Below are 13,273 nucleotides of genomic sequence, written 5' to 3' on the forward strand. Positions count from 1 at the left end.
AAAACACCCCTCCTTCATTCTTTAAATTTTTTCAGAATCTTTAAATGCACTTCTACCATATTTTCGATAGTATAATTTTTACTTATTATATCTAATGAAGCTTCACTCATTTTATATTGCAAAATTTCGTTATTTAGTATTTTGTTTATCTTTTTTCCTAACTCTTTTTTATTATCAACTGGTACGATAAAACCGTTAGTACCGTTTTTAATCAATTCTAAACCAGCAATGCATCTGTCTGTAGTAATGACTGGTAAACCGTGTGCCATAGCCTCGTTAATTACTAAACCCCATATATCTTCACGTGTTGGCAAAACAAACAGATCAGCAGCTTTATAATACTTTTGTAGTTCTGTTGGTACTTGAAAATCAATAAAATGCAGGTTACTTAAATTTAAGTTTCTTTTTAGTTCAATGTATTCTTCTTTTGGTTCTCCGCCGATTATATATATTCCTACTTCACGATTAATATCTTCTCCCGCTTTTATTAATACATCTAAACCTTTACGTGAAATGTATTGCCCTATAGATAAAATAACTTTACCTTCTTTAATACCAAGTTCTTTTCTAACTTTATTTTTATTAATTTGATTCACCGGATTTTTTAAAATGTTTTCTTCATAAATTGAAGTGAAAGGATATCTATAAATTTGATTAGGATTTGCTCCATATTTTTCGTAATATGCATCATGTATTACAGCAGTACTAAAATACATGTTTGCCCCTTTGATTATATGTTTTTTGATTTTTTCTTTAATAACACTAGGATTGCCCGGAAAACCACCATCACTTTCAAGTGAATATCTAATTTTATTTAAACGCATATATTCTATAGCTATAATACCAGTAGGAGTAGAAAAATTTGTAACAATTATCCGGTCATAATTCCCTTTTTTTAAATATTTTAAAACTTCAAAGCTCAAGGAGCTATCTGTTTTAAATTTAATACCTTTCAAAATAATTCCTTTGAAATTTTCGAAGTTAAAATCTTTCCAACTTTTATCTCTCTCTTTAGAATGTTTTCTTTCAAATAGAACAGTGAGTTCACATCTTTTTCCTAATTCGTTAAAAAAATTTACCCTATATGGTGATGGGATGTTAGTGAGCCATAATACTTTCATAACTCATTCTCCTTATTTAATCAAAATATCTACCACTTCGCTCCAAGTATTAATTTCATCATTAAAATTTACTTCAATATTGTGTTTCTTAATCTCTCCTTTAATAACCTTATCAATCAATTTTGCTAATTCCTTAGGTTTATATGGATTAAAATAATAAGCATTCTTATAACCTGACAATATTTCTCTTGCATATTCACAATCTGCAGCTAAAATTATTATTCCAAGTTGCTTAGCCTCTATTAACGGTAAACCCACAGTTTCTATTAACGAAGGAAAAATAAGAGTAGAGTTTTTATAATTCTCTAAAACTTCTTCAAATGATAATGCACCTAAAAAGTTAATGTTTTTAACTTCTTTGTTTTCTTTGATAGTTAGATCAACACTAAAGTTAGTAATTCCGTCATTATTTAGAATGGCTGCTGCTTCATATATACAACTATGATTTTTATAAGAAATTTTCGAAGCGGGATAAAAAAACTTTTCTTTATTAAATGAGCTTCTTTGCAACAATTGAACACTTTTTTGCATAGGAGGAAGTATATTTTCAATCTTTAAAGAAGAAATACCTGCCTTATGAACTATAGCTTCTTTAATCCATTTTGTTTGAACAATTATTTTGTCTGCTTTCTTTAAAGATTTGATAATTAAACTACCAATAATGTGTTGATACACAGCTAATTTTCTTTCATTAGCTTTAAAAAAAGAAAATTTTTTTGTTTTTTGAAAGGGTATCGATTGATGCATGTAAACAACTTGCCTTACATCTAATCCATAAGTTATGGTATTTTGCATTGAGAATACAACATCAGGATTAAATTTTTTTATGATTTTTTTACCAGAAATATAGTCAAATTTCAATCTTCTGATCCAATTTTTTTTAAAAACGATAACTTTAATGTTTTTAGTCTCTTTTATATAATTATCATTTAATAAAAAGACCCATTCATGATTTTTAGCTTCTTTTGATTTAATTAAATACTCGTAAAACCCTTTTAATATAGAGAGTCCACCACCAGAAGTAGCTGCCATATTATTTATAATGATTTTCATTTTTCCCCCACACTACTCTATTTACATAGTCTGTTAAAGAAATTATTAATCTAAGTATTTTTTCTGATACATTTGGCATATTGTAATCTTCTACTTTTCTAAGAGTACTCATTACTTGAGTTTCTAGAACTTCTAAACCCTGTAAAACTCGCTCCTGCCCAAGTCCTACCATCATAACAGCGGCTTCTTCCAATGCCTCAGGACGTTCTTGCGCCTGTCTGATATTAAGTGCTTTAAATCCAAGAATAGAGGACTCTTCGCTTATAGTTCCGCTATCACTCAAAACAGCTTTAGCTCTCATCTGCAACTTCACATAATCATTAAACCCTAGAGGCTTCATCGTTTTAATCAATGAATTGAACTTAATACCTTTAGAATCAATCATCTTTTGAGTTCTAGGGTGTGTACTGATTATGATTGGCATCTCATACTGATCTGCAATCGCATTTAAACTCTCACACAAGTCCATAAAGTTCTTTTCTGAACTAATATTTTCTTCACGATGAGCAGATACTACAAAATACTTATCCTCTTCTAGGTTCAATTTGTTGACTATATCTGATTTCTCAATATCGTATTTTCTTGAGTTAAGAACTTCAAACATCGGACTCCCAGTTTTGATAATTCGATCTGCTGGCAAACCTTCTCTTAAGAGATATTCTCTAGCAATATCACTGTATGTTAAGTTGATATCAGCAGTGTGATCAACAATTTTACGATTAGTTTCTTCTGGCACGCGCTGATCAAAGCAACGATTTCCAGCTTCCATATGGAAAATAGGAATCTGTCTTCTCTTTGCAGCAATTGCACAGAGACAGCTATTTGTATCGCCAAGTACCAATAATGCTTCTGGTTGAACTTTTTCTAAAATCGGATCAATCTTCACAAGAATATTCCCTATTGTTTCAACAGCAGTACCGTTCGCTGCATTTAAGAAATAATCCGGTTTTCTTAAGTTAAAATCTTCGAAGAAAACTTCATTCAACTCATAGTCATAGTTCTGACCAGTATGTACAAGAATATGTTCAATCGCATTTGATTCCTCTAATTTATTGATGACTGCTGAGAGCCTGATAATTTCTGGTCTTGTTCCAACAACAGTCATTACTTTTAACTTCTTCATCTTCAAACCTCCAAATAGTGAGTGTCTGGATTTGCCGGATCAAAGCTTTCATTCACCCACATTACTGTAACTAAGTCTGTTTCCCCCACATTTACAATTGAATGTGTATAGCCAGTAGGAATGTCTACAACCTGCAGTTGGTCACCATTCACGTAATATTCGATAATTTCTTCTGAATCAATGTTTCTGAACCTGATTAAGCCATTACCACTAACTACTAAGAACTTTTCATTTTTTGTATGATGCCAGTGATTTCCTTTAGTAATGCCTGGTTTAGAAATATTTACCGAAACCTGACCGCAATCTGGGGTACGGAGGAATTCAGTAAACGACCCGCGATTATCCACATTCATTTTTAAATCATATGAAAAATTATCTTTAGGCAAGAAGCTTAGGTAAGTACTGTATAATTTCTTGGTTAGTTCGTCGCTCATCTCAGGAACAGCCAAAGAGATTCTGCTTTCTTTAAAGCTTCTGATTCGTTCTGCTAGTTGGCCCAACTCAATTTTATGTGTAACTGGTACAATACAAAAATTTTCATCGATGGTCGGTATTCCTTCAAGAGCTTTCAAAAATTCCTCTATCACATCGTCAATGTAAGCTAATTCCAAAAGCGCAGCTGGATCGTTGACTTGAATATCCAAATCTCTAGCAACGTTATAACAATAAGTTGCAACTACTGTATTATAATTCGGCTTACTCCATTTCCCAAATAAGTTTGGCAATCTATAGACAAACACATTTGCACCTGTTTCTTTTGCATATGCAAACACTTCGTCTTCGCCGGCCTTTTTGCTCTGGCCATATGGGTTTTCTTTTTCTGCTTGAATCGAGGATGTAATTAATACTGGAGCTTTGTTTTCATTTTTAATTAGAAAACCGAGCAATTGTGATGTTAAAGCTTGGTTCCCTTCCATGAACTCAATTTCATTTTGGGGCCGATTAACTCCTGCCAAATGAAAAACGAAGTCACAGTCTTTCGTAAATTCTTCAAGGTCCTCAGAAGAGTTCTCTCTATTTAATAGATATAACTCTTCATGACCCTGATTTCTTAATTCCGCCACTAAGTTCTTACCGACAAATCCATTTGCACCTGTCACTAAAATCTTTGTCATTGTGTGACACCCATATTAGCCAATTCTTCTTTAACAACATCTAATGTAAGTAATAGATTTTTAATTTCCTGCATACTTAAACGGTGTGTATTGTGAGAGTTGTATTCCCAACCTTCAGATATCTCTTCTTCACCTTCAGTGAAGTATTTGTTATAGTTCAAGTCGCGGTTGTCTGCTGGTATACGATAATACCCACCCATATCTGTAGCAACAGCCATTTCTTCTCTAGTAAGGAGAGTTTCATATAATTTTTCCCCATGACGTGTACCAATCACTTCAATAGGATTATCAACTTTGAATAACTCTTTAAGTGCTTGAGCTAGTTCACCGATCGTAGAAGCAGGAGCTTTTTGTACAAATATGTCGCCTTGATTTGAATTTAAGAAAGCAAATAAAACCAATTCAACTGCATCTTCTAATGACATTAGATATCTAGTCATTTCTGGGTCTGTGATAGTTAAAGGTTTTCCAGCTTTAATTTGATCTATAAATAATGGAATTACTGATCCACGGGAAGCCATAACATTTCCGTAGCGTGTTCCGCAAATGTTTGTATCATCGACACTTACAGTTCTCGATTTAGCGACAGTTACTTTTTCCATCATTGCTTTGGAGATCCCCATGGCATTGATTGGATAGACTGCTTTATCAGTTGAGAGACAGATAACTTTTTTAACTTTATTTTGGATTGCGGCATTCAGAACATTTTCCGTTCCCAAAACGTTGGTTTTAACTGCTTCCATTGGAAAAAATTCACATGATGGCACTTGTTTTAATGCTGCAGCATGGAATACATAATCCACGTTATTCATAGCAGTATTAATGCTATTTATGTCTCTAACATCTCCAATGTAGTATTTGACTTTAGGATTGTTAAGGCGTTTTCTAATATCCTCTTGCTTTTTTTCATCTCTTGAGAATAAGCGGATTTCCTTGATGTCTGTATCTAAGAATCTGTTTAGCACAGCATTCCCAAAAGAACCTGTTCCGCCAGTTATTAATAACGTTTTATCTTTAAACATAATCCAACCTCTTTCTTTTATTCAAAGTGACTCATGATAACATCATAAGAATGTTTGGGAGTGTAATTTTCTTCTAAATACTTTCTAGCGTTCTTGCCCATTTCTTCTGTAAGATCTTTATTAGTTAATTTACTTACTTTTTGATTAAAATCTTTTACGTCATTACTCTCACACCAATATCCAAAACTTCCATTCTCTATTACTTGCCCTACATCAGTATTAGGATCTGTGGCAGCAAGAACCGGCATGGAAGCTTGCATGTATGAAAGTAAACGAGAAGGAAAATTAGGTATGGTAAAACGGTGATCTAAGAATATTAAACCGACATCACAAGAGTTAGCTAAACCTTCGTAATCTTCTTTAGGAAGTTGTTGAAAAAGTTGAGCGTTTGAAGGTTTTTTCACATTAAAGTAAGATACAATTTTATTAAATTCAGTTCCAGATCCAGCAATTACAAAGTGAACTTTATCACTTTCTTTATTAGCTTCCAAACATTCAATTAAAAAATCTATGCCTTGAGGTTTCCCAAGATTTCCTCCATAAATAAAAACAGTTTTATCCAATGGTATATTGTACTTTTTTCTAATTTCTTTATCATAATTCACTTTTAAAGGTTGAATACTATTTGGACATATTTCTACTTTCCCGGCCTCTATATTGGGGTTATGTTTTAAAACAAAATCTACATTCGCTTGAGACATGCATCCAATATAGTCTGACTGCATATACAATCTTTTCTCTTTAAATCTAAAAAAATTATATATAGGGTTTTTCTTACTAAACATATTTAAATCTACAGCGTTTTGAGGGAAAATATCTTTTAACATTAGATAAGATTTTGCCCCATCACGATCTTTAAGATATTTTATAGTACTCACTAATGTAATTGGTGGAGTAGAATAGAGGACTAAATCAAACTTAATATTACTAAAGTGCTTTTTTATAGCTGCCTTAAAATTGTTTTCAATTAAGATAGTTGATATGCCTTTTTCAAGTATATTAGTTTTTTGTATATTGCCAATCTTAACTTTTAAAATCTGCGAGTTCTCTTCTTCAATTAAAGTTGTATTCTTTTTGTATCTTCTTTCTGAAGGACTTACGATATAAACATTGTGTCCATTTTCAATGAATTCTCTTAGCAAATCTGTATATATCATTTTTTCATGTATTGAGTTAATATCGGTAACCGTTAAAAAAATTATGTTCATAATTAACCTCGATATTTCGGGAAAAAATTAGAAGTACTTTCTTTTGTGTGATTCCCCTTATTTATTTTTAATAATTCTATATAAATATCTTCAGAAAATATCTTTTTTCCCACAGAGAATATAGTATCCGAATTCTTATTAAATGCTTTTTTAAATTTATATAAGCTATCTTCTTGACTGCCAAGACCCCCACCCAAGTGAAGAGTTTTGTAGCCATTTTTTGCTCCCCAACATGCAGCTTCAAGGAGTAATAAGTTTGTCGGGGCCAGATGTTGATGATTTTTAACAGATGCAGAGAAGTGGTAGTGCATCTGATTATTTGAGAATAATATCATTGACATCGATATTATCTTTTCTTCATAAACAGCATAAAATATCATTGAATTGTATCTTAAATCTTCAAGTACGCTTGCATAAAAATCTTCTTTAAAATAGTAGTAATCTTTAGCATTATCCTTTTCCATGGTAGCATTATACATTTCTATGAAATTTTCAATCAGTTGAGAATTACGGCCCCAATAAATCTTAATTCCAGCGTTTCTGGCTTTCCTAATAACATTTCTATTTTTACCGATTAAATCATTCCATATCTGTTCTGGGGTTTCTAATTTCATAGTAATTGTCTTACCTAAATCTACAACGTCATACATAGAAGTTAATCTATTCGAGTTTTTCAAAATCGGATGAAAACGTACAAATTCACTAACTATCCCTTTTTCGTTACAGATGGAACTATACTCTCTATTTAGTAGACTAATATTTTCCTCCGTTACTTCTCCTTCTAGCAAAAATCCACCATAGCCATAGGGAGTAGCGATATCAAAATATGTTTGTGCTGGAATTTCCCCTTCGAACTTCTCATCTAGTGCAATATCTCTTTTCATGACGACATTGATAGCTTTAAAGTTATTTCCTTGATAATAAAAAAGAATAGGTTCTCCATCTCCATGAACCTCAAATGCTTTTGTATATTCAGCTAAATAATAAACATCAAAGTTTGTAAACCCTTTTACTATTTCGTTCCATTTTCCAGTTTCATCATTAGTAATTATTGAAATCACGAATCCACTTCCTTATTTAATACTGAATATTCATCTTAAATGTATAGAATTAAATACTGTTAAAACTTTTTTTATGTCTTCTTGATCGTACCTTTGATCACAAGGAATTGATAAAACTTGTTCATAAATCTCTTTGGTTGAAGAGATAACATCTGTACCAATTTGTGGTGGTATCGGCCAATGAATCGGACAGTATATTCCTTGCTCAGCAAGTTTACCTCTAACCGCATTTCTGAGCTCTTTTTCGATAAGTACTGGGAAAAACATAGGGCACGTATTATCATCTTCTTTCAAAAAAGTATGTTGAAGATAAGATACTTCTTTTAAGCCAGAACTTAAAATCAAATAATTACTTTTTCTTTTTCTAATAAGCTCTTCTTCATCTATTGAGTTTATAATTTCAAATGATAACCTATCAATTTGATATGGATAAAAATCTTTATTGATATTTTTTTCAGCTTCAGAAAACTGACTTAATGCCTTGTCCTTCAATTCAACATTCCCAGTTTCAATATAATTCTTCTTATTAATAAGAGCTTCGAGTCTTTTCGAAGAAAAAAAGGTTTTTCTTCAAGTTTACTATCAATTATATCTTTCGAAGCTAAAAATCCTCCACTTGGTATACCAAACCACTTTCTAATACTACCAACATAAAAATGATTAAACTTAGATCTTTTATATTTTGAAAAAAGGGTATGTGTGACATCTTCAATTATAATAGTTGAATTCTCGTAAAAAGATTTTAGGACATCTTCCAAATTAGAATTCGTTGGAAATCCATAATATCCAAGATGTAAAAACACTCCAACATCCTCGTATTCCCTTATGCTTTCTATAGATGGGATTAAATTTTCGTCTACTTCGTAATAATTACATTCATACCCCATCTCAATAAAAGGTATAATTACTGATTCGCAAATATACGCTGGCAAAAGAGCAGATTTTCTTTTTGGTTGCATCTGTTGTAAGAGGTGGGTTATGGCTCCCCTTCCTGATGAAGTTAAAATTACATTTTTATATTCCTTCAAGAAATCTGGAGTCTTACGTTTTGAATTCTCGTCTACACTTTCTAACCAAAATTCACTACCTATCTCCATAATGTTATTCCTCATTTAATATAGATAGAACTAACACATCATGATAGTTCCCTTTTTTAAAAATTCTATTTCTAAGTCTGCCTTCTAAGATAAAATTGCATTTCTCAAATAATTTTTGCGAAGGGGTATTATAAGCGTTGATACTTGCAAATACACATTTAAGCCTCAACTCATTAAATGCATACTCTACTAAAGTTTTGATTGTATCAGCTCCATACCCCTTGCCTCTGGCATCTTCAGTTAATTTAATATGAATTTCAGCATTACCGTTCTTGTAATCTATATCAGATAATATGGCTGTACCGAGTACCTGCTTAGTTTTTTTATCGTCAATCATGCATCTTAAAACTCCAATATTAGGCTTTTGATTTTTAATCCAATCCTCTTGATTAAAACTTGAAACCGGGAATGACCATCCACCAAGAGAATTCTCTGTCTCTGAATCATTTATGATTTTCAACAAAGTTTCTTTATCTGAGATTTCAATAGCTCGCAATAAAACTTTTTCACCTGTAATATTCATTTAAATAACCCACCTATCTTTTATTTTTTCTTTCGATACTGATCAAAATCTATTGGCGCATCTATCCCCCGCTCACCAATATCACTTCGCTTAACCGCTTTTAAAAGAGTCTGGCAAATAATCTTTATATCTAAAATAAAAGTAATTTTCTTTACATATTGAATGTCATAGTAAAATCTTTGTTCCCAGGTTGCGGTATTCCTACCGTTAATTTGAGCCAATCCAGATAATCCAGGCCTAACCGAATGTCTTGTCTTTTCTTCATGATTGTAATATGGCAAATACTGAACAGCTAAAGGTCGTGGTCCAATAATAGACATATCACCTTTCAAAATATTCAAAAGCCCCGGCAGTTCATCCAAAGAAGTAGATCTCAAAATTCTGCCAAACTTAGTCAAACGAATACTATCAGGCAACAAATCTCCATTAGCATCCTTTTCACTAGTCATCGACCGAAACTTATACATCTCAAATATCTCTTCATTTAACCCAGGTCTCTTCTGTCTGAACAAAATTGGACTCCCAAACTTGGTTCTTACCAGAATAGCCACTATAAGAAATACAGGACTAAGTACAATAATTGCTAACAAAGAAAGCACAAAATCCATCGGCCGTTTAAAAAACCTTTTATATAATCCGCCTTTAGAAACAACCATTCTTATTCCCACAACCTTCTAATAATCTTTACAACTCGCTCTAACTGTTCATCCGAAATTTTCGTATCACTCGGTAAGCAAACCCCATTCTCAAACAATGTCTCTGAAACATCCGTCCCGACAAAATCATACTTCTCGAAATAAGGCTGCAAATGCATTGGCTTCCACACAGGACGAGACTCAATATTCTCTTTCTCAAGAGCATCCATCACATCAACCGGACGGATCTTACCAGTCAATGTCATCGCGCTCAGCCAATAATTCGGTTGATCCCAGTCATTGCTCGGCATGAATTCCACACCTTCAAGATCACTGAGATTGCTCTTATAAAAATCGTATATGTAATTTTTCTTTTCTACTCTCTTGTCCAACACTTTAAGCTGTCCTCTGCCAATTCCAGCAACAACATTACTCATCCGGTAATTGTAGCCCAATTCGCTATGCTGGTAATGTCTCGCTTGGTCTCTAGACTGAGTTGCCCAGAATCTCGCTTTAGCAATTCGTTCTTCATTATCAGATACCAGCATTCCTCCACCCGAAGTGGTGATGATTTTATTTCCATTAAAAGAAAAGATTCCGTAATCTCCAAAAGTTCCGGTATGCTGGCCTTTATAGTAAGTACCTAAAGACTCAGCTGCATCTTCTATCAAAGCAACATTATATTTTTTGCAAAGTGCTATAATTTTGTCCATATCTGCCGATAAACCATATAGATGCACTAAGAGAACTGCTTTCACTTCTGGATATTTCTCAAAGGCTTCTTCCAATGCTTTCGGAGACATATTCCATGTTTCGTAGTCGCTATCGATAAAAACTGGAATGGCATTTTGATAGATAATTGGATTTGCAGTCGCGGAAAAAGTGAGCGTCGAACAGAAGACGATATCCCCTTCTCCGACTCCAGCTGCTTTTAAAGCTAAATGGATGGCTGCTGTCCCGGAAGAAAGGGCGGCGGCGGCTTTGGAACCGACTTTTTCAGCCAATTCATTTTCAAATTCGTTTACATTTGTTCCAAGAGGTGCAATCCAGTTTGTGTCGAATGCTTCTTTTACGTATTGCTGTTCATAGCCTTCATCACTCATATGGGGTGATGATAGGAAAATTCGTTCTGCCATTGTCTGTGCTTCCTTCCTGATGCTCTACAATTTTCTAATATGCATTTAATGATTTATTTTGCAGCTTTTAATAAGTTGCTTTCACTCACACCTACATTCTTACGATTCGCCAAAGCAATTAATGTATCTTTTAAAATATCCGTCTCCATATCCAACAACTTATCCAATAGAATTGTAAGCTCACCCTCACTAACCGGATTCGCCTTCCCAATATGGATCTTCGGAAACACTTGCTCACTCTGAATCTCATCGGAATTCAACAACTCTTCATACAACTTCTCTCCAGGCCGAATTCCTGCAAACTTAATCCCTATATCCTCTTTTTCATAGCCGGACAAGCGTATCAAGTTTTCTGCCAAATCCACAATCTTAACAGGATCTCCCATATCAAGGACAAAGACTTCCCCGCCTTCAGCTAGTGTTCCTGCCTGAATCACAAGACGCGATGCTTCAGGTATCGTCATGAAATAACGGGTCATCCGTTCATCCGTGACTGTAATCGGACCCCCTGCAGCAATCTGTTTCTTAAAGAGCGGAATAACGGACCCCCGTGATCCAAGTACATTGCCGAAACGCACTGCGGCGAATTTCGTCTTGCTGCGTTTCGCCAAGTTCTGGACAATCATTTCCGCAAAACGCTTCGTCGCGCCCATTACGTTCGGCGGGTTAACCGCTTTATCCGTCGACACCATAACGAAGTTCTTGACGCCGGAGAAATGCGCTGCATCGGCTACGTTTTTCGTGCCGTAAATATTATTCTTCACGGCTTCCATTGGATTTCCTTCCATTAAAGGAACGTGCTTATGCGCCGCTGCGTGGTAAACAACATCCGGCTCATAGTCCATCATGATCTGAATCATGCGTTCACGATCCTGGACGTCTGCAATGATTGGGATGATTTCGGTATCGCAGTCGATCGAGTTGCGCAGTTCCATATCGATCAAGTAAATCGAGTTTTCACCGTGGCCGAGAAGCAAAAGCTTCTCCGGTGTAAAGCGTGAAATCTGACGGCAGATTTCAGAGCCAATTGAACCGCCTGCTCCTGTAACGAGAACCGTCTTCCCTGTCAGTTGCCCTTGGATTTTATTCATATCTAGTTTCACTTCGTCGCGTCCAAGCAAATCTTCGATTTTCACGTCTTGCATGTCGGTAACGGACAGTTTTCCTGTCATTAAGTCTTCGATGAGTGGGATGATTTGCGTTTTGACACCGGTGTCGACACATCGGGTGATAATTTCTGCGGTTTCGGCTTTTGACAGTGACGGAATGGCGTAGACGATTTGTTCGATTTGATTGTCTTTTGCAATGTCTGCAATCGCTTCGGTTCCGCCTTGAACCCGTACACCGTAAATTTCCAAGCCTTGCTTTTTGATGTCGTCATCCACAAAGACAATCGGCATCAAGCCTTTTTCCGGGTTGTTAATCAGTTGGCGAGCTACTAGTGTCCCCGCTCTCCCCGCACCAATGATCAATGTCCGTTTCTGGTCGCTTTTTTGACTCCCCACGAACATATCCCGGAACAAGCGCCAAGAAAGACGCGAACCTCCAATTAGCAAGAGATGCAGCATCCACGTAATCGCTAGCGCCCGGAGCAGCACATCTCCCCGCACGAGAAATTGGACCATTCCGACGGCAATGATAGAGAACGTCACCGCCTTAAAGATTGAGGTGAGTTCACCGATCGAAGCGTATTCCCAGATTTTCCGGTAGAGCCCGTAATACATCGCAAATGCGTGGTGCGCGACAAAAATCGTCGTAGCGCTCGCCAGCAAGAAGATGCTGTCAAATGGGTTGGTCAGTGGATGAAGCAAGTAATAACCGATAAAGATGGAGAAGAAGACAATAAATGAATCCAGCAACACCAACAGGGATACTCGGTTTTTTAAAGACACACCGTTCACTCCTTTCCTTTTTAAGTACTTTAGATCTAGGTATTTAGACTATTAATCTATTTTAGCATACTAGTATTTGGAAAAGAATAGATTTCGAAAACAAATTCTTACTTTTTTTGTTAAAAATTTCTAAGATTACTTACAATTCCTACAAATTGATGAATACGTAATCCTTAGTTCCCGATAAAGAAATCATTTTATTTATTATTTAAAAAGCTTATGTATGAATAGTCCTGAGGAATGGGTCTAGGGGTCTTAAACTGAAAAATCCGTTTATAGGCCTTTTT

Annotated in this window: 13 protein-coding genes; all 13 read right to left on the bottom strand. The window is 34.9% G+C overall.

The window, feature by feature from the left end:
- Positions 1-14: 14 nt before the first annotated feature.
- The 13 genes from L0M13_RS13460 to L0M13_RS13520 are packed head-to-tail and all read right to left on the bottom strand — an operon-like array spanning position 15 to position 12,986.
- Positions 15-1,121: a glycosyltransferase family 4 protein gene (locus L0M13_RS13460; protein WP_235196992.1), complete on the bottom strand. Its 1,107-nt coding sequence runs from the start codon at positions 1,119-1,121 to the stop codon at positions 15-17.
- Positions 1,122-1,133: 12 nt separating this feature from the next.
- A complete protein-coding gene (locus L0M13_RS13465) occupies positions 1,134-2,174 on the bottom strand; it encodes a glycosyltransferase (RefSeq protein WP_235196993.1) in 1,041 nt (346 codons plus the stop codon).
- On the bottom strand, positions 2,155-3,297 hold the full coding sequence (gene wecB / locus L0M13_RS13470) for a non-hydrolyzing UDP-N-acetylglucosamine 2-epimerase (protein WP_235196994.1): 1,143 nt from the start codon (positions 3,295-3,297) through the stop codon (positions 2,155-2,157). Before wecB ends, L0M13_RS13465 begins: the two co-directional genes overlap by 20 nt.
- Positions 3,298-3,299: 2 nt before the next feature.
- Positions 3,300-4,412 carry a capsular polysaccharide biosynthesis protein CapF gene (locus L0M13_RS13475; RefSeq protein ID WP_235196995.1) on the bottom strand — a complete coding sequence of 371 codons (1,113 nt, stop codon included), beginning with the start codon at positions 4,410-4,412 and terminating at the stop codon, positions 3,300-3,302.
- Positions 4,409-5,434: a nucleoside-diphosphate sugar epimerase/dehydratase gene (locus L0M13_RS13480; RefSeq protein WP_235196996.1), complete on the bottom strand. Its 1,026-nt coding sequence runs from the start codon at positions 5,432-5,434 to the stop codon at positions 4,409-4,411. Before L0M13_RS13480 ends, L0M13_RS13475 begins: the two co-directional genes overlap by 4 nt.
- Before the next feature lie 17 nt (positions 5,435-5,451).
- The gene (locus L0M13_RS13485) at positions 5,452-6,642 is read right to left on the bottom strand and encodes a glycosyltransferase family 4 protein (RefSeq protein ID WP_235196997.1); all 1,191 of its coding nucleotides are present in this window, start codon (positions 6,640-6,642) and stop codon (positions 5,452-5,454) included.
- Positions 6,643-6,644: 2 nt separating this feature from the next.
- The gene (locus tag L0M13_RS13490; protein ID WP_235196998.1) at positions 6,645-7,703 is read right to left on the bottom strand and encodes a GNAT family N-acetyltransferase; all 1,059 of its coding nucleotides are present in this window, start codon (positions 7,701-7,703) and stop codon (positions 6,645-6,647) included.
- Between the two features lie 30 nt (positions 7,704-7,733).
- Entirely contained in the window at positions 7,734-8,195 is a 462-nt protein-coding gene (locus L0M13_RS13495; protein WP_235196999.1) for a DegT/DnrJ/EryC1/StrS family aminotransferase, read from the bottom strand.
- Positions 8,192-8,800, bottom strand: a complete 609-nt coding sequence (locus L0M13_RS13500; RefSeq protein ID WP_235197000.1) for a hypothetical protein — start codon at positions 8,798-8,800, stop codon at positions 8,192-8,194. Before L0M13_RS13500 ends, L0M13_RS13495 begins: the two co-directional genes overlap by 4 nt.
- Positions 8,801-8,804: 4 nt before the next feature.
- The gene (locus tag L0M13_RS13505; protein ID WP_235197001.1) at positions 8,805-9,323 is read right to left on the bottom strand and encodes a GNAT family N-acetyltransferase; all 519 of its coding nucleotides are present in this window, start codon (positions 9,321-9,323) and stop codon (positions 8,805-8,807) included.
- Between the two features lie 20 nt (positions 9,324-9,343).
- Positions 9,344-9,979, bottom strand: a complete 636-nt coding sequence (locus L0M13_RS13510; protein ID WP_235197002.1) for a sugar transferase — start codon at positions 9,977-9,979, stop codon at positions 9,344-9,346.
- Between the two features lie 2 nt (positions 9,980-9,981).
- The gene (locus L0M13_RS13515; protein WP_235197003.1) at positions 9,982-11,094 is read right to left on the bottom strand and encodes a DegT/DnrJ/EryC1/StrS family aminotransferase; all 1,113 of its coding nucleotides are present in this window, start codon (positions 11,092-11,094) and stop codon (positions 9,982-9,984) included.
- A gap of 53 nt (positions 11,095-11,147) precedes the next feature.
- Positions 11,148-12,986: a polysaccharide biosynthesis protein gene (locus L0M13_RS13520; RefSeq protein WP_235197004.1), complete on the bottom strand. Its 1,839-nt coding sequence runs from the start codon at positions 12,984-12,986 to the stop codon at positions 11,148-11,150.
- Positions 12,987-13,273 lie beyond the last annotated feature (287 nt).

The organism is Planococcus sp. 107-1 (assembly GCF_021513255.1).
Taxonomy (GTDB): domain Bacteria; phylum Bacillota; class Bacilli; order Bacillales_A; family Planococcaceae; genus Planococcus.